General features: G+C 68.7%; 17 protein-coding genes. 15 read left to right on the forward strand and 2 right to left on the reverse strand.

Features of this window, described 5'->3' with window-relative positions; genetic code table 11:
* The first annotated feature begins 12 nt into the window (after positions 1-12).
* The 12 genes from AC1DYD_RS13220 (at position 13) to AC1DYD_RS13275 (ending at position 12,204) form a co-directional block, all read left to right on the forward strand.
* The gene (locus AC1DYD_RS13220) at positions 13-1,026 is read left to right on the forward strand and encodes an ABC transporter substrate-binding protein (protein WP_478173191.1); all 1,014 of its coding nucleotides are present in this window, start codon (positions 13-15) and stop codon (positions 1,024-1,026) included.
* 4 nt (positions 1,027-1,030) lie between these two features.
* Positions 1,031-1,858: an ABC transporter permease gene (locus AC1DYD_RS13225; RefSeq protein ID WP_478173192.1), complete on the forward strand. Its 828-nt coding sequence runs from the start codon at positions 1,031-1,033 to the stop codon at positions 1,856-1,858.
* Positions 1,855-2,688: an ABC transporter ATP-binding protein gene (locus tag AC1DYD_RS13230; protein WP_478173193.1), complete on the forward strand. Its 834-nt coding sequence runs from the start codon at positions 1,855-1,857 to the stop codon at positions 2,686-2,688. Before AC1DYD_RS13225 ends, AC1DYD_RS13230 begins: the two co-directional genes overlap by 4 nt.
* Before the next feature lie 11 nt (positions 2,689-2,699).
* On the forward strand, positions 2,700-2,906 hold the full coding sequence (locus tag AC1DYD_RS13235; protein WP_478173194.1) for a DUF4089 domain-containing protein: 207 nt from the start codon (positions 2,700-2,702) through the stop codon (positions 2,904-2,906).
* Positions 2,903-4,330 carry an AtzE family amidohydrolase gene (locus AC1DYD_RS13240; RefSeq protein WP_478173195.1) on the forward strand — a complete coding sequence of 476 codons (1,428 nt, stop codon included), beginning with the start codon at positions 2,903-2,905 and terminating at the stop codon, positions 4,328-4,330. Before AC1DYD_RS13235 ends, AC1DYD_RS13240 begins: the two co-directional genes overlap by 4 nt.
* A 188-nt stretch (positions 4,331-4,518) precedes the next feature.
* Positions 4,519-5,634 carry a BMP family ABC transporter substrate-binding protein gene (locus tag AC1DYD_RS13245; protein ID WP_478173196.1) on the forward strand — a complete coding sequence of 372 codons (1,116 nt, stop codon included), beginning with the start codon at positions 4,519-4,521 and terminating at the stop codon, positions 5,632-5,634.
* 230 nt (positions 5,635-5,864) lie between these two features.
* Positions 5,865-6,944, forward strand: coding sequence for an ABC transporter permease (locus AC1DYD_RS13250; RefSeq protein WP_478173197.1), 1,080 nt, complete (start codon positions 5,865-5,867; stop codon positions 6,942-6,944).
* Positions 6,945-6,999: 55 nt separating this feature from the next.
* On the forward strand, positions 7,000-7,920 hold the full coding sequence (locus AC1DYD_RS13255; protein ID WP_478173198.1) for an ABC transporter permease: 921 nt from the start codon (positions 7,000-7,002) through the stop codon (positions 7,918-7,920).
* A 32-nt stretch (positions 7,921-7,952) separates the two neighbouring features.
* On the forward strand, positions 7,953-8,651 hold the full coding sequence (biuH, locus tag AC1DYD_RS13260) for a biuret amidohydrolase (RefSeq protein ID WP_478173199.1): 699 nt from the start codon (positions 7,953-7,955) through the stop codon (positions 8,649-8,651).
* Between the two features lie 16 nt (positions 8,652-8,667).
* The gene (locus tag AC1DYD_RS13265; protein WP_478173200.1) at positions 8,668-10,284 is read left to right on the forward strand and encodes an ABC transporter ATP-binding protein; all 1,617 of its coding nucleotides are present in this window, start codon (positions 8,668-8,670) and stop codon (positions 10,282-10,284) included.
* Between the two features lie 506 nt (positions 10,285-10,790).
* Positions 10,791-11,456, forward strand: coding sequence for a cysteine hydrolase family protein (locus tag AC1DYD_RS13270; protein WP_478173201.1), 666 nt, complete (start codon positions 10,791-10,793; stop codon positions 11,454-11,456).
* 1 nt (position 11,457) lies between these two features.
* The gene (locus AC1DYD_RS13275) at positions 11,458-12,204 is read left to right on the forward strand and encodes a GntR family transcriptional regulator (RefSeq protein WP_478173202.1); all 747 of its coding nucleotides are present in this window, start codon (positions 11,458-11,460) and stop codon (positions 12,202-12,204) included.
* 12 nt (positions 12,205-12,216) lie between these two features.
* On the opposite strand, the gene AC1DYD_RS13280 is transcribed toward AC1DYD_RS13275, so the two are convergent.
* Entirely contained in the window at positions 12,217-13,020 is an 804-nt protein-coding gene (locus AC1DYD_RS13280) for an exodeoxyribonuclease III (protein ID WP_478173203.1), read from the reverse strand.
* Positions 13,021-13,033: 13 nt separating this feature from the next.
* Here AC1DYD_RS13280 and pyrE point away from each other — a divergent pair, with 13 nt between their 5' ends.
* The 3 genes from pyrE to AC1DYD_RS13295 are packed head-to-tail and all read left to right on the forward strand — an operon-like array spanning position 13,034 to position 15,448.
* Entirely contained in the window at positions 13,034-13,717 is a 684-nt protein-coding gene (gene pyrE / locus AC1DYD_RS13285; protein ID WP_478173204.1) for an orotate phosphoribosyltransferase, read from the forward strand.
* A gap of 21 nt (positions 13,718-13,738) precedes the next feature.
* Complete coding sequence (locus AC1DYD_RS13290) at positions 13,739-14,419, forward strand: DUF4124 domain-containing protein (protein ID WP_478173205.1); 681 nt, start codon at positions 13,739-13,741, stop codon at positions 14,417-14,419.
* Positions 14,420-14,458: 39 nt separating this feature from the next.
* Positions 14,459-15,448 (forward strand): acyltransferase family protein, encoded by a 990-nt coding sequence (locus AC1DYD_RS13295; protein ID WP_478173206.1) that lies wholly within the window; start codon positions 14,459-14,461, stop codon positions 15,446-15,448.
* Positions 15,449-15,599: 151 nt separating this feature from the next.
* On the opposite strand, the gene gatB is transcribed toward AC1DYD_RS13295, so the two are convergent.
* Positions 15,600-17,090 (reverse strand): Asp-tRNA(Asn)/Glu-tRNA(Gln) amidotransferase subunit GatB, encoded by a 1,491-nt coding sequence (gene gatB / locus AC1DYD_RS13300; protein WP_478173207.1) that lies wholly within the window; start codon positions 17,088-17,090, stop codon positions 15,600-15,602.
* Positions 17,091-17,129: the final 39 nt, after the last annotated feature.

Here is a 17,129-nt window from a genome sequence, read left to right on the forward strand (position 1 = left end):
TCCGGAGTACCCATGGCCCCCAGCAAGAAACCCCTGACCCTCGCCACCCCGGCTTCGCGGCGCCAGCTGCTGCAGGCCGGTGCCGCCGGACTGGCGGTGCTCGCCGCGCCGGCCATCGTGCGGGCCCAGGGCGCACCGAAGATCCGCATCGGCTACTGGCCGATCGCGGCCGGCCTGCCCTTCTATTCCGCGGTCGAACTGGGCTACTTCAAGGCCGCCGGCCTCGATGTCGAGGTGCAGCGCTATGCCGGCGCGCAGCAGATCATGGAAGCGATGCTGGCCGACCGCTGCGACGGCAGCGCCAACGGCACCGGCTCGGCCAACATCGCGATCGGCGAGATCGCGGCGCCCGGCAGCTTCAAGATCTTCTGCTCCAACCCGAGCAACGTGAAGAACGTGCTCGACCAGGTGCTGGTGCCGACCGCGAGCACCGCCAAGGTGATGGCCGACCTGAAGGGCAAGCGGGTCGCCTCGGGTCCCGGCATCCAGAACGTGACGCTGGCCAAGGCGGTGCTCGAACGCGGCGGCGCTACCGGTGCGACGGTGGTCGAACTGCCGATCGGCCAGCACGTGGCGGCGCTCGCCGCGGGGCAGGTCGATGGCTGCTACACGCTGGAGCCGACCGGCACCATCGGACGGCTCAACGGCAGCACGCGGGTGCTGGAAGCCGGCGTGATCGCGAAATACGTGCTGGGCGATCCGATGGCGCCGTGGTTCGGCGGCTCGGCCTCGCTGACCTCGGCGCTGATCAAGAAGAATCCCGAGGCGGCGAAGAAGTTCATCACCGCCTACGGGCAGGGCGTGGCCTTCGTGCGCAGCAAGCCGGCCGAAGCGCGCCAGTACCTCAAGGGCTACACCGCGATCGAGGGCCCGCTGACCGGCGAGGTGCCGCTGGCGGCCTACACGATGTACAACGAGTTCACGCCCGGCGACATCGCCTACTTCCAGAAGTTCTTCGACCTGTTCTCGGACAAGGGCATCTTCTCGTCGCGCCTGATGGTCGACTCGATGCTCTACAAGGGCTGAGGCCATGAGCACCCCCACGCCCACGGCGCCCTGGTCGCCGCCTGCCGCCAACGCATCCGCCTCCGCGCCGCCGCGCGAATCGCACTGGGTCAAGGCGCTGCCCTTCATCGGCCCGGTGGTGCTGTTCATCGTCTGGGACCTGGTGGTGCGCTTCGGCCTGATCAAGGCCATCCTGCTGCCGATGCCGGGCGACACGCTGCTCACGCTGCTGTCGGGCCTGGCCGGCGGCGCACTGCTCGGCGACTTCGCGGTCACGGTCTGGCGCACGCTGCAGGCCTTCCTGATCGCGGCCATCGTGGGCGTGCCGCTCGGGGTGCTGCTCGGCAGCAACGAAAAGGCCTACCGCAGCGTCGAGTTCCTGATCGACTTCTTCCGCTCGACGCCGTCTTCGGCCCTGATCCCGCTGTTCCTCATGATCTTCGGCGTCTCGGACGTCAACAAGGTCGCGATCGCGGCCTTCGGTGCCCTGCTGATCGTGGTCTTCAACAGCGCCTACGGCGTGATGAACGCGCGCAAGCAGCGCGTCATGGCGGCCAAGGTGATGGGGGCTTCGCGCTGGCAGATCTTTCGCGACGTGCTGGTCTGGGAGAGCCTGCAGCCGACCTTCGTCGGCCTGCGCTCGGCGGTCTCGATGGCGCTGGTGATCGTCATCGTGGCCGAGATGTTCATCGGCTCCGACAGCGGGCTCGGCCACCGCATCATCAACTCGCAGCAGGTGATGAACGTCAAGGACATGTACGCCTCGATCCTCGCCGCCGGTGCGCTGGGCTATGCGCTGAACATTCTTTTCCTCGTGGCCGAGCGCCGCATCGTGCACTGGAGCGGAAGATGAGAGCCACCGTGGAAAAAGTCATCGACGGCCCGGTGTATGCCGACGTGCCGAAGCCGGTCTTCACCCCGGGGCCGGCCGGCACCCACATCACGATCCGCGGCTTGACCAAGTACTTCGCGGGCTGGCCGCTGTACGAGAACTTCGACCTCGACATCCCGAAGCACAAGATCGTCTCGGTGTTCGGCCCCAACGGCTGCGGCAAGTCGACCCTGATCAACATGATCGCGGGCCTGATCCCGATCGACGCGGGCGAGATCCTGTTCGATGGCAAGTCGCTCGCCGACACCAAGATCGGCTACGTGTTCCAGAACTACCGCGAAGCGATGTTCCCTTGGATGCGGACCATCGACAACATCGCCTACCCGCTGAAGCTCGAAGGCCGATCGAAGGCCGAGGTGGACCGGCGCATGGAGGAACTGGTGGCCTCCTTCGATGTCAAGTTCGACTTGAAGCGCTATCCCTACGAGTTGTCGGGCGGCCAGCAGCAGACGGCGTCGATCATGCGGGCGCTGGCGCCGAACCCCGAGGTGCTGTTCCTCGACGAGCCGTTCTCGGCGCTCGACTTCGAGATGACGCTGTTCATCCGCGAGAAACTGCAGGAGGTGTTCATGAAGACCGGCACCACGATGCTGCTGGTGTCGCACGACCTCGAGGAGGCGGTGTACCTCGCCGACCAGGTGCTGCTCTTGACCAAGCGGCCGACCAAGGTGGCCGAGATCCTCGACTACCGCGACGAGCGGCCGCGCACGCTCGAGACGCTGAGCTCGGCCAGCTTCGTGGCCATGAAGAAGCTGAGCCTGGAGATCTTCCAGCGCGAAGTGCGCCGCTAGGAGCCGCAACCATGACGCCTTCGGAGATCGAAGCCTATGTCGATGCATCGGCGGCCGTGCTCGGCCTGAGGCTCAGGGCCGACCAGCGGCCGGGCGTGCTGCGCTACTTCACGCTGGCGGCGGAGTTCGCCGCGCTGGTGGATGCGGTGCCGCTCGGCGATCGCGATGAACCGGCGCTGAGCTTCTCGCCGGTGTCGCCCAGGGAGAAGGAAGAATGAGCGCCGCTGCCCTGCTCGCGCAGGACGCATCCGCGATGGTCGATGCCGTGCGCGGCAACGCGGTCAGCGCGGTGGCGCTGGTGCAGGCCAGCCTGGACCGCATCGGTGCCACCGACGGCCGCGTCAACGCCTTCACCGCGGTGCTGCGCGAGCGCGCGCTGCGGCGGGCCGCGCAGGTCGATGCCTCGCTCGCCTCGGCCCACGGCGCACGCACCCGCGAACTGCCGCTGCTGGGCGTGCCTTTCGCGGTCAAGAACCTGTTCGACATCGCCGGCCTCGCGACCCTCGCGGGCTCGAAGATCGAGCGCGGGAGCACGCCGCCGCGCGACGACGCGGCGCTGGTGCGGCGGCTGGAGAGCGCGGGCGCGGTGCTGGTCGGTGCGCTCAACATGGACGAGTACGCCTACGGCTTCACCACCGAGAACAGCCACGCCGGCCCGACCCGCAACCCGCACGACCTGGCGCGGATCGCGGGCGGTTCCTCGGGCGGCTCGGGCGCCGCGGTCGCGGCCGGCCAGGTGCCGTTGACGCTGGGCTCCGACACCAACGGCTCGATCCGCGTGCCCTCGTCGCTGTGCGGCGTGTTCGGTCTCAAGCCGACTTTCGGACGGCTGCCGCGCACCGGCAGTTATCCCTTCGTGTCGAGCCTCGACCACCTGGGCCCGTTCGCGCGCTCGGCGCGCGACCTGGCGCTGGCCTACGACGCGATGCAGGGCCCCGAGGGCCGCGGCCCGCACGACCCCGGCTGCGCGCAGCGCGCGGTCGAGCCGGTCAGCGCAGCACTGGCGCTGGGCGCGCAGGGGCTGCGCATCGGCGTGCTCGGCGGCTACTTCCGCCAGCATGCCCAGCCCGAGGCGCTGACCGCGGTCGACGCCGTGGCGCAGGCGCTGGGCGCCAGCCGCACGGTCGAACTGCCGATGGTCGAGGCCGGCCGGGCCGCGGCCTTCCTGGTCACCAACTCCGAAGGTGCCGCGCTGCACCTGCCCGACCTGCGCCGCCGCGCGCAGGACTTCGAACCGCTGTCGCGCGACCGCTTCCTGGCCGGCGCGCTGCTGCCGGCCGCCTGGGTGGCGCGGGCGCAGCGCGTGCGGCGACTCTATGCGGAGCAGGTGGCGCAAGTGTTCGAGCGCTTCGACATCCTGCTGGCAGCCGCGACGCCCTCGGCGGCGACGCCGATCGGTGCCGAGTCCTTCGAGATCAATGGCCACCGGTTGCCGGTGCGGCCCAACATGGGCTTGCTGACGCAGCCGATCTCGTGCGTCGGCCTGCCGGTGTGCGCGGTGCCGGTCTGGGGTGCCCATCCGGCGCTGCCGATCGGCGTCCAGGTGATCGCGGCGCCGTGGCGCGAGGACCTGGTGCTGCGGGTGGCTGCAGCGCTCGAATCCGCGGGCGCGGTGCATTCGCCCGTGGCTCCGCTGGTCTGATGTGCGACGGCGCCTGAAAAGCACAAAGACGGGGCGCCCGCGCGAACGCGGCGCGCGTCCCGCACAACGCTGGCGCGCCGCGGGCGGATTTGGCCGCCAAAGCGCTGGTACGGTTTATGCACACCATCTTGTATCCAAGACAGGACATCCCGGCCCCCCTGATTCCTCAATCACCTGGAGTAAGCACCATGAGCCAGTTCAACCGTCGCGATTCCCTCAAGTCCCTGGCCGCCCTGGCCTCCGCCACCACCCTGGGCGGCTGGAGCGCGCTGGCCAGCGCGCAGAAGCCGCTGACCGTCGGCGTCATCTATGTCGGCCCGCGCGACGACTATGGCTACAACCAGTCGCACGCGCTGGCCGCGGCCGAACTCAAGAAGATGCCGGGCCTCAAGGTGGTCGAGGAAGAGAACGTGCCCGAGACCGCGGCGGTACAGAAGACCATGACCGGGATGATCTCGCAGGACGGCGCCAAGCTGCTGTTCCCGACCTCCTTCGGCTACTTCGACCCGCACATCCTGGCGGTGGCGCCGAAGAACCCCGACGTCCGTTTCTCGCATTGCGGCGGCCTGTGGACCGAGGGCAAGCATCCCAAGAACGTCGGCAGCTTCTTCGGCTACATCGACGAGTGCCAGTTCCTCAACGGGGTCATCGCCGGCCACATGACGAAGAGCAACAAGATCGCCTTCGTCGCCGCCAAGCCGATCCCGCAGGTGCTGCGCAACATCAATGCCTTCACGCTGGGTGCGCGCTCGGTCAAGCCGAACATCACCTGCAGCGTGATCTTCACGGGCGACTGGTCGATGGCCGTGAAGGAGGCCGAGGCCACCAACAGCCTGGCCGACCAGGGCTGCGACGTCTTCACGATGCACGTCGACGGCCCCAAGGTGGTGGTCGAGACCGCGGCCAAGCGCGGCAAGATGGTCTGCGGCTACCACGCGAGCCAGGCCAAGCTGGCGCCCAATGCCTACCTGACCGGCGCCGAGTGGAACTGGGTCACGGCCTACAAGACGATCGTCGATGCCGCCCAGGCCGGCAAGCCACATCCGAACTTCCTGCGCGGCGGCCTCAAGGAAGGCTACGTGAAGATGTCGCCCTACGGCCCGATGGTCACCGACGCCGCGAAGAAAAACGCCGACGAGGTCAAGGCCAAGATGCTGGCGGGCAGCTTCGACATCTTCGTCGGCGGGCTCAAGGACAACAAGGGCACGGTCGTGATCCCGGCCGGCAAGGCGCTCAAGCAGACCGACCTCGAACTCGAGAAGATGAACTACCTGGTCGAAGGCGTCGTCGGAAGTGTTGGGTGACTCGCCCCCAGGTTGCCCGGCACTTCGTGTCCGGGCGCCTCGAGTCGCTGCCAGAGGCAGCGGCTCTTCGGGGCCGTCCAAGCCTGCGCAGGCAGGCTTGGAGCCGCGGCCCCTCAGCCCCCTGCCGGGGGCAACACCGGTGGCCCGGCGAAGCCGGTTCCACGGTGTTTCACCAACGGGCCGGGCTGCGCCGGTCGGCGGAATCCGCGGACTTGTGAAGGGATATGACGATGCGGAACATCCTTCGGGAAGTCGGATTGCCGGTGTTCGCCATTGCGGCGGCATTGCTTCTCTTCGGCGTCTTCGTCTGGTTCGCCGGCGTGAGTCCGCTGGAGGTCTGGGTCATCCTCTTCAAGGGGGCCTTCGGTGACTGGTTCTCGTGGCAGAACACGCTGCAGCGCGCCGCGCCGCTGATGCTGACCGCGCTGTGCGTCGCGATTCCGGCGCGCGCCGGGCTGGTGATCATCGGCGGCGAGGGCGCGCTGGTGCTCGGCGGGCTGGCCGCAGCGGCGCTGCCCTATGCGCTGCCGCTGCCGGCGAACCTCGTGGGCTCTGTCGCGCTGTGCGTGGCCGGCGCCATCGCCGGCGCCGCCTGGATCGCACTGGCGGGCTGGCTGCGGCAGTACCGCGGCATCAACGAGACCATCAGCAGCCTGCTGCTGGCCTACATCGCGATCGGGCTCTTCAAGCACCTGGTCGAAGGCGTGCTGCGCGACCCGGCGAGCCTCAACAAGCCGGCCACGCGCTCGATCGCCGAAGGGCTCGGGATCGGCGGCATCGGCGGCTCCGACGTCCACTGGGGCCTGGTGATCGGGATCGTCGCCTGCCTGGTCTCGGGCCTCTGGCTGCGTGCCACCGCCTCGGGCTTCTCGGTCCGCGTGGTCGGCGGCAATCCGCGCACCGCCCAGCTGGTGGGCCTGCCGGCCAGCAGGCTGATCCTGGCCGCCTGCGGGATCGGCGGCGCCTGCGCGGGCGTGGCCGGCGCGGTGGAGGTGGCGGCGGTGCACACCAATGCCAATGCCTCGCTGATTGCGGGCTACGGCTATGCCGGCATCCTGGTGTCCTTCATCGCCCGCCACAACCCGGTGGCGGTGATCCCGGTGGCGATTCTTTTCGGCGGCTTCGGCGCCGCGGGCAGCCTGCTGCAACGCCGTCTGGGGCTGCCGGACGCCTCGGTACTGGTGCTGCAGGGCATGGCATTCGTGCTGATCCTCGCGAGCGAGGGCCTGCGCATGATCGACTGGAAGACGCTGCTGAAGAACCGCATGCCACGCGCGGTGCAGCCGAGTCTGACGAAGGAGGTTGCATGAGACATCGGGCCGCTCCCAAGTCGCATACCGCAGCGCGCGGCGCGGAGCTTGCGCCATGACCGCCGACCAGTGGATCGCGCTCGTGGCGGGGATCGTCGGCGGCGCGCTGCGCGTCGGCGCGCCCTTTCTTTTCGTGAGCCTCGGCGAATGCCTGACCGAAAAGTCGGGCCGCATCAACCTCGGCCTCGAAGGCGTGCTGGTGCTCTCGGCCATGGCCTCCTTCGGCGGCGCCTGGCTCACCGGCTCGGCCTGGCTCGGCGTGCTGATCGGCGGCGCCGCGGGCGCGCTGCTGGCGCTGCTGCATGGGCTCCTGTGCTCGCTCGACCGCGTAAACGACGTCGCCACCGGCATCGCGCTGATGCTGTTCGGCACCGGCCTCGCCTTCTACCTGGGCAAGCCGCTGATCCAGCCGCAGGCGCCGCAGCTGCCGGCGATCCCGCTGGGCAACTGGAGCGACAACCCGGTCATCCGATCGGCGCTGCAGGTCAACGCGCTGGTGCCGGTCGGCATCGTGTTGGCGGTGTTCCTGTGGTGGGGCTTCGCGCGCACGCGCGCCGGCCTGCTGGTGCGCATGGCGGGCGATTCAGCCAACGCGACGCGCGCGCTCGGCTACTCGGTGGCCGGCCTGCGCATCGCGGCCACCACCGCCGGCGGCTTCATCGCCGGGCTCGGCGGCGCCTCGCTCACGTTGTTCTATCCGGGCAGCTGGAACGAGGGCATCTCGAGCGGGCAGGGCCTGATCGCGGTGGCGCTGGTGATCTTCGCGCGCTGGAGCCCGCTGCGCTGCATCGGCGCGGCGCTGCTGTTCGGCGGCGCCGGCGCGATCGGTCCGGCCCTGCAGTCGATCGGCGTCGGCTGGGGTTATCACCTCTTCAACACCGTGCCCTACGTGCTCACGCTGGTGATCCTGGTGCTGACCTGCAAGCCGGGCAGCGTGGCGGTCGGCAGCCCGGGCGAACTGTCATCCACGCGTTGATCCCCAAGGAAGTCGAACCCGAGTTCATCCGCATGAGCACCACCTACGTTTCCGCCGACCCGTACCGCTGGCCGTACAACGGCGCGCTGCGGCCCGACAACACGGCGCTGATCGTGATCGACATGCAGACCGACTTCTGCGGCCAGGGCGGGTACGTCGACGTGATGGGCTACGACCTGTCGCTGGTGCAGGCGCCGATCGAGCCGATCGCGCGCACGCTGGCGCGCCTGAGGCCGCTGGGTTTCCACATCATCCACACGCGCGAAGGGCACCGCCGCGACCTGGCCGACCTGCCGGCCAACAAGCGCTGGCGCTCGCGGCAGATCGGCGCCAACGGCGTCGGCATCGGCGACGCCGGCCCGTGCGGGCGCATCCTGGTGCGCGGCGAGCCGGGCTGGGAGATCATCCCGGCGCTGGCGCCGCTCGCCGGCGAGGTGGTGATCGACAAGCCCGGCAAGGGCTCTTTCTATGCCACCGACCTCGAGCTGGTGCTGCACACGCGCGGCATCGAGAACCTGATCCTGGCCGGCATCACGACCGACGTCTGCGTCCACACGACGATGCGCGACGCCAACGACCGCGGCTTCGAATGCCTGCTGCTGTCGGACTGCACCGCGGCCACCGACCACGGCAACCACCTGGCGGCACTGAAGATGATCACCATGCAGGGCGGCGTGTTCGGCGCCCATGCGAGCTCGACGGCGCTGCTCGACGCGCTGCCGCCCCAATAGAACGGAGAGCCGCACGATGATCGCACCGGTCCACCCGACACCCGCCGCCACCGGCGCGCTGGCGCTCGACACCTACGAGCTGACCAAGCGCTTCGGCAGCTTCACCGCGATGGACCGCGTGACGATGCACGTGGCGCCCGGCACCGTGCATGCGCTGCTGGGCGAGAACGGCGCCGGCAAGAGCACGCTGGTGAAGTGCGTGGCCGGATTCCAGCGGGCCGAGGAGGGCGCGATCCTGATCGACGGCCGCGAGCAGGACATCGCCAACCCGGTGGTGGCGCGCACGCTCGGCATCGGCATGGTCTACCAGCACTTCACCTTGGCGCCGGGCATGACGGTGGCCGAGAACCTGCTGCTGGCCGGCGGCAAGACGCCGGCGCTGATCGACTGGAAGCGCAAGCGCGCCGAGCTCACGGATTTCCTGGCGACCACGCCGTTCAGCCTCGACCTCGACGTGCGTCCGTCGGAGCTGGCGGCCGGCGAGAAGCAGAAGCTCGAACTGCTCAAGCAGCTCTACCTGAAGCCGCGCCTGCTGATCCTCGACGAGCCGACCTCGGTGCTGACGCCGCAGGAGGCCGACGAGGTGCTGGGCCATGTGCGCGAGTTCGCGAAAAGCGGCATGTGCACGGTGCTGATCATCACGCACAAGTTCCGCGAGGTGATGGCCTATGCCGACAGCGTCACGGTGCTGCGGCGCGGCAAGGCGGTGCACCATTGCCAGGTGGCCGACACCAACCCGGCGCGGCTGGCCGCAGCGATGATGGGCGAGGGCGAAGCGCCGCCGCCCGCCGAGGGCGACACCGCCGCGCCGATCGGCCGCGCCCTGCATGCGATGCGGCCGACGGCGGCCAACGCGCCGATCGCGCTGCATGTAGCCGGCCTTCGGGCCCTGGGCGACCGCGGCACGCTGGCGGTGCACGACCTGAGCCTGTCGGTGCGTTCCGGCGAGATCCTCGGCGTGGCCGGTGTCTCGGGCAACGGCCAGCGCGAACTGGTGGAAGCCCTGGTCGGCCAGCGGCCGCGGCTCGCGGGCCGCGTCACGGTGATGGGCGAACCCTACGCGGCGAAGCGCGAGGAGAACCGGCGCCTCAAAGTGCGCAGCCTGCCCGAGGAGCCGCTGCGCAACGCCTGTGTCAGCGACCTCAGCGTGGCCGAGAACATGGCGCTGCGCGACTTCGACCAGCCGCCCCTGGCCTGGCCGGCGCTCGGCGCCGATGTGCTGAACTTCCCGCTGTGGCGCAGCCGGGCCCGCGAGTGGATCGCCGAGTACGGCGTCAAGACCCAGGGCGAGGGCGCGCCGATCCGCAGCCTGTCGGGCGGCAACGTGCAGCGCGCGGTGCTGGCGCGCGAGCTGGCGGGAGACATCAACGTGCTGATCGCGGCCAACCCGGTGTTCGGGCTGGACTTCGCGGCGGTGGCGGAAATTCACAGCCGCATCGTGCAGGTGCGGGCGCGCGGCGGCGCGGTGCTGCTGATCAGCGAGGATCTCGACGAACTGCTGGAGATGGCGGATCGGATCGTGGTGATGAGCGAGGGGCGGGTGGTCTACGAAACCGATGCTGCGACTGCCGAGAGGCATGTGCTGGGGGCGCACATGGGTGGGGGCGATCATCATGCGCCGGTGGCTGCATGAAGCCCTTGCTGTCCTTGGGGAGGCGCCCGGCACGCGGTGCGGGCCGAACGACCCCACTGCGCCGGCCCTTCGGGCTGCCTTGCGCTGCTCGCCTTTCGCGGGGTCTCGCTCAAACTCGCTTCGCTCAAACAGTCGCGAGCCCTGATCCGCGAAAGGCTGCGCTGCTCAGCGGCGCAGAGGGGATCGCCCGTCCCGCACCGCATGCCGGGCTTGGGGGTGTTCAAGGAGCAGCGACGTCTCCAACGCCGATGCAACCCCAACGTACCAGCGGTGGCGGGCGGTATGCCCTGGGCCGGCCGTTGAGGCACCGCCGAGCAGCGCAGCGGTGCGCGGAAAAAGGGCCGCGCGTGTTTGAGTGGAGCGAAGCGGAGCGAGTTTGCGCGGACCCCGCGTACCGCGAGCAGCGCAGGGAAGCCCGAAGGGCCGGTGACGTCGGCCGGTCCAGGGCATACCGCCCGTCACCGCCGCCCACCCCGCGTCCAACCTGAACGACTCGAAAGCCCCCAATGCAGATAGAAGCCCTGCCCTTCACCTACGAGTTCGACATCACCAAGACCGCCCTCGTCCTGATCGACATGCAAAGGGACTTCATCGAACCCGGGGGCTTCGGCGAGACCCTGGGCAACGACGTCTCCCTGCTCGAAGCCATCGTCCCCGCGACACAAAAAACGCTCGAAGCGTGGCGAACAGCGGGCGGCCTGGTCGTCCATACGAGAGAAGCCCACAAGCCCGACCTCTCCGACTGCCCGCCCGCCAAGCGCAACCGCGGCAACCCCAGCTTGCGCATCGGCGACGTCGGCCCGATGGGCCGCATCCTCGTGATGGGCGAACCCGGCAACCAGATCATCGATGCGCTGGCGCCCGTCGAAGGCGAGATCGTGGTCGACAAGCCCGGCAAGGGCGCCTTCTACGCCACCGGACTGCACGAGACGCTGAAGCGGCGCGGCATCACCCACCTGCTGTTCGGCGGCGTCACCACGGAGGTCTGCGTCCAGACCAGCATGCGCGAAGCCAACGACCGCGGCTACGACTGCCTGCTGCTCGAGGACTGCACCGAGAGCTATTTTCCCGCCTTCAAGGCGGCTGCCGTCGAGATGATCCGCGCCCAGGGCGGCATCGTCGGCTGGACCGCACCGAGCGGCGCCTTGCTGGCCGCGCTCGGCACCCACTAACATGGCCGACGTGTCGACCGTTCGAATTCCTCCCCAGCCTCCCGCCGCCGATCCCGTGTTCCGTACCCGGGCCGACGAGGTCTATGCCCAGCTCAAGCGCGACGTCGCCGAGTTCAGCCTGGTGCCCGGCGACCGCTTCACCGAGAACGAGATCAGCGAGCGACTCGGCGTCTCGCGCACGCCGGTGCGGCAGGCGCTCTTCAGGCTGCAGCAGGAGGGCTTCGTCGAAGTCCTGTTCCGCAGCGGCTGGCGCGTGCTGCCGTTCGACTTCGACCAGTTCGAGCAGTTGTACGACCTGCGCATGGTGCTCGAGACCACCGCCGTCCACCGCCTGTGCGAGAGCGACCACCGCGTCGACCGCAGCCTGCTCGAGACGCTGGCCGCCATCTGGCTGGTGCCCGCCGCCCAGCGCAGCGCCGACACGGTGCAGGTGGCGCAGTGGGACGAGGCCTTTCATTGCTCGCTGGTCGCGGCCGCCGGCAACGGCGAGATGGCGCGCGTGCACCGCGACGTGACCGACCGCATCCGCATCATCCGGCGGCTCGACTTCACCAAGCAGCCGCGCATCGACGCGACCTACGAGGAGCACGGCAAGATCCTGAAGGCGATCCGCGCCAACCGGGGCGACCAGGCCGCGATGCTGCTGCGCGCCCACATCGAGACCAGCCAGGCGGAGGTGCGCAAGATCACGCTGCACCAGGTGCACATGGCGCGGCACTCGGGACGGGCCACCGCGCGCGGGCGCTGACTGAGCGCCCCGCTACAGCGTGAGCTCGTAGTCCACCGTGATCGGCGCGTGGTCGCTGAACTTGACGGTCTTGAAGATCGACTCCGCGCGCGCCAGTGCCGCCAGCTTCGGCGTCGCCAGGTGATAGTCCAGCCGCCACCCCACGTTCTTGGCGTAGGCCTGGCCGCGGTTGCTCCACCAGGTGTAGGCCTCGTCGGTGGTCTCTGGCTTGAGCATCCGGTAGACGTCGACCAGGCCCGCGCCGTCGGCGCCGGCGTCGAGCAGCCGGGTCATCCAGGCCCGCTCCTCGGGCAGGAAGCCGCTGTTCTTCTGGTTGCCGCGCCAGTTCTTGAGGTCGATTTCCTTGTGGGCGATGTTGATGTCGCCGCAGAGGATGAATTCGCGCTCGCGCTTCAGCGCGCCGAGATGCGGGAAGAAGCCCTTGAGAAAGCGGAATTTCGCCGCCTGCCGCTCCTCGCCCGACGATCCGCTCGGGAAATAGCAGCTGATGATCGACAGCTTGGCGCCAGGCTTGTCGAAGCGCAGCTCGAGGTAGCGGCCCTCGGCGTCGAACTCGGGGTCGCCCCAGCCCACGACCACGTCGCTGGGCGCGTGCTTCGTGTAGACCGCGGTGCCCGCATAGCCTTTCTTCTCGGCGAAATGGAAGTGCCCCTTGAGACCGGCCATCTCCTCGAAGCGGCCCTCGATGTCGCTTGCCTGGACCCTGATTTCCTGCATGCAAATACAATCCGGCCCCAGTCCGCCGACCCAATCGGCGACGCCCTTGGTGGCAGCCGATCGCAGGCCGTTGAGGTTGAGGCTGGTCAGTTTGAACACGAGGACATTCCCTATGGCTGAAAAGATTGGAGAGGACGGCGCGCTGGCACAGGCGTTCGTCCAGTTTGCGCTGGAGTCGGGGGTGCTGCGCTTCGGCGAGTTCAAGACCAAGGCCGGCCGCATCAGCCCCTATTTTTTCAATGCCGGCCTGTTCGACGATGGCGCCAAGCTCGCGCGGCTGGCCGAATTCTATGCAGACCGGCTGATCGCCAGCGGGCTCGAGTTCGACATGATCTTCGGGCCGGCCTACAAGGGCATTCCGCTCGGCGCCACGGTGGCGGCCGAGCTGGCGCGGCGCGGCCGCAACGTCCCTTTCGCCTACAACCGCAAGGAAGCCAAGGACCACGGCGAGGGCGGCACCCTGGTCGGGGCGCCGCTCGAGGGCCGGGTGCTGATCGTCGACGACGTGATGTCGGCCGGCACCGCGGTGCGCGAGTCGATCGCGGCCATCCGCGCCGCCGGCGCCATCCCGCACGCGGTCGCGATTGCGCTCGACCGCCAGGAGAAGGCCACCGAGAACGGGGTCGACGTGGACCACAGCGCCGTGCAATATGTACGCAATCAGCTCGGACTTGCAGTTATTTCCATCGCGACGCTGGACGACTTGTTACAGTATCTGTCAGGCCGCGCGGATGACGAGCTGGGCGCCCACCGCCAGCACGTGCTGGCGTACCGGGCTCGTTACGGCGCGGGCTGATTCAACCCGTCTGAAGGACCGATGTTGGCGAGCACCCAAGCACTGAAGGCATTTCTGGCGTTCTCGCTGGCTGCGGCCGGCGCGGTGCAGGCACAGCAACCCGCGGCCGGCGCCGCCCGGCCGTCCGGCCCCGGCATCTACAGCTGCACCGATTCGCGCGGCCGCACCATCACCGCCGACCGGCCGATTCCCGACTGCATCGACCGCGAGCAGCGCGAGCTCAATCCGAGCGGCACCACGCGCCGCAAGGTCGAGCCCACCTACACGGCGCGCGAGCAGGCTGAGCGCGATGAGAGCGACCGCCTGGCCCGGCTGCAGGCGGCCCGGCAGGTCGAGGAGCGGCGGCGCGAGCGTGCGCTGCTGGTGCGCTACCCGAACGCGGCCGCCCACGACCGCGAGCGGGCCGAGGCGCTGGTGCAGATCGATGTCGTGATCCAGGCCGCCAGGAAGCGGCTGGGCGAACTGGCCGAGGACCGCAAGAAGATCGACGACGAGCTCGAGTTCTACAAGAACGACCCGAGCAAGGCACCCGACGCGGTGCGCCGCAAGATGGACGACAACGCCAAGAGCGTCGCGGTGCAGAACCGCTTCATCGGCGAGCAGGAAGAGGAAAAGAAACGCCTCAACGCGCGCTTCGACGAGGAGGCAACGCGCCTCAAACCGCTCTGGGCGTCCAACGCGGCCGCTGCTTCAGCGCGGTAGCGATCGGCGCGCCCTGACTGCATCCAAGGAAACAGTCGCATGGGCAACCGGATCTTCACGCTCGACTATCTGCGCGGCCTCGCGGCGCTGATAGTGTGCATTTGCCATTTCGCTCCGGCACTTTCGGGCACAGCGGCCGATCTCGCGAAGCATGGAGCGGTCGGCGTCCAGGTGTTCTTCGTCATCTCGGGCTACATCATTCCCTACAGCCTTTGGAAGGGTGAATACCGGATCACGGACATCGGCCGGTTCTGGCTCAAGCGGCTGGTGCGCCTGCAGCCCACTTACGCCGTCGCGTTGCTGTTCACGTTCGCACTTTCGCTCGGGGCGGCGATGGTCAAGGGCGAGCCGCAGAAGATCTCGGGCCTGCAACTGTTGCAGTACTTCTTCTACCTGGACATCCCCGCCGAGAATCCGGTGATATGGACGCTCATCGTGGAGGTGAAATACTATTTTTTCATCTCCATTTTCTTTCCGCTCCTTTTCTCGCGGCGCCGCCTTGTCCGCGTCCTCTCGTTCTGCGCCTGTGCTGCGGTCGCCGCGTTCGGGGCCGACCATCTGGACGTCGTCCGCCATCTTCCCTATTTCCTGATCGGATTCGTGGCCTGCTACGTCGCCGTGCTCCGGATACCGATGGCCGAGGCCGCGGGGCTGGTCTTGCTGGCGGCCGCCGCCGCCGTGCCGAAGTCCTCCTACCCCGAACTCGCGGCAGGCCTCTTGTGCTACCTGGCGATCCGCTACCTGCCGGCGATGCGGCTGAGAGTGGCGCTCTTCCTGGGCTCCATTTCCTACTCCCTGTATCTCATCCATTTCCCGCTCGGGGTGAAACTGCTCAACCTGGCGCTCCCCCGCACGCCGGAGTCGCTGCATGCGGTGTGGGTGCCGATCGGCGTTGCAGTGTGCACTGCGGCGGCCTACCTGCTTTTCAGGCTGGTCGAGAAGCCGTCGAGCGAGTGGTCGCAACGGCTGCCGATATCGGCAAGAAGGGCGCTGCAGCAGCGCCAGCCCAAGGCCGCCGCGCGCACCTGAAGCAAAGCCAGCACGGCACGCTCCGATCCGGCCGGCGCAGCCAGGCCCATTGGTGAAACACCGCGGAACCGGCTTTGCCGGGCCGCTGGTGTTGCCCCCGGTAGGGGGTGGGCGCCCGACACGAAGTGCGGGCAACCTGGGGGCGAGCTACCTACCCCAGCTTGGCCTTCAGCAGCGCATTGACCTGCGCCGGGTTGGCCTTGCCCTGGCTGGCCTTCATGACCTGGCCGACCAGTGCGTTGAAGGCTTTGTCCTTGCCGGCGCGGTACTCGTCGATGTTCTTCTGATTGGTCGCAAGAACGCCGTCGATGATCTTCTCGAGCGCGCCGCTGTCGCTCATCTGCTTCAGGCCCTTGGCCTCGATGAGCGCGTCGACGTCCTGGCCTTCGCCGGTCCAGAGCGCGTCGAAGACCTGGCGCGCCGCATTGTTCGAGATCGTGCCGTCGCCGATGCGTTCGACCAGCTTCGCGAGCTGGGCCGCCGTCACCGGCGCCTCGGTGATCGCGATGTCCTGCTGGTTCAGGCGCCGGGCGATCTCGCCCGTGATCCAGTTGCTCGCCAGCTTGGCATTGGCGCCCGCGGCCACCGCACCCTGGAAGTAGTTCGCCAGGGCCGGGCTCTGCGTCAGCTGCGCGGCGTCGTAGTCCGACAGGCCGTGCTCGCGCACGTAGCGCTCGGCCATCGCGCGCGGCAGCTCGGGCATCTCGGCGCGCACGCGCTCGATCCAGTCGGCGGCGATCGCCAGCGGCGGCAGGTCGGGGTCGGGGAAGTAGCGGTAGTCGGCCGCGTCTTCCTTGGTGCGCATGGCGCGCGTCTCGCCCGTGTCGGGGTCGAACAGCACGGTGGCCTGCTGGATCGCGCGGCCGTCCTCGATCTCCTCGATCTGCCAGCGGATCTCGTAGTCGATCGCCTGCTGCATGAACTTGAAGCTGTTGAGGTTCTTGATTTCGCGCCGCGTACCGAGCCTGTCGCCGGGCTTGCGCACCGAGACGTTGGCATCGCAGCGGAAGCTGCCTTCCTGCATGTTGCCGTCGCAGATGCCGATCCAGGTGACGATCTTGTGCAGCTCGCGTGCATAGGCCACGGCCTCGGCGGTCGATCGCATGTCGGGCTCGGTGACGATCTCGAGCAGCGGCGTGCCGGCGCGGTTCAGGTCGATGCCCGACTGGCCGATGAAGTCCTCGTGGAGCGACTTGCCGGCGTCTTCCTCGAGGTGGGCGCGCACCAGGCGCACGGTCTTGGGCTCGTCGCCGACGAAGAAGCTCACCGAGCCGCCCTGCACCACGGGGATCTCGAACTGGCTGATCTGGTAGCCCTTGGGCAGGTCGGGGTAGAAGTAGTTCTTGCGTGCGAACACGCTGCGCGGCGCGATCGTCGAGCCGAGCGCCAGGCCGAGCTTGATGGCGCGCTCGACCGCGCCCCTGTTCATCACCGGCAAGGTGCCGGGCAGGGCCAGGTCGACCGCGCAGGCCTGCGTGTTGGGCTCGGCGCCGAAGGCGGTCGAGGCGCGGCTGAAGATCTTCGAGGCGGTGGAGAGCTGGGCGTGGGTCTCGAAGCCGATCACGACCTCGTAGCCCCGGACCAGCGGGCCGGTCGGGCGGCCGCTCTGCAGTTGTTCGGTGGTGCTTTGTTGCTGCGTCATTTCAGTGCTCCAGGGGCGAACGCGTCGTTCGCGACGCAT

The sequence above is a fragment of the Variovorax sp. P4_B11 genome (genome assembly GCF_056402355.1).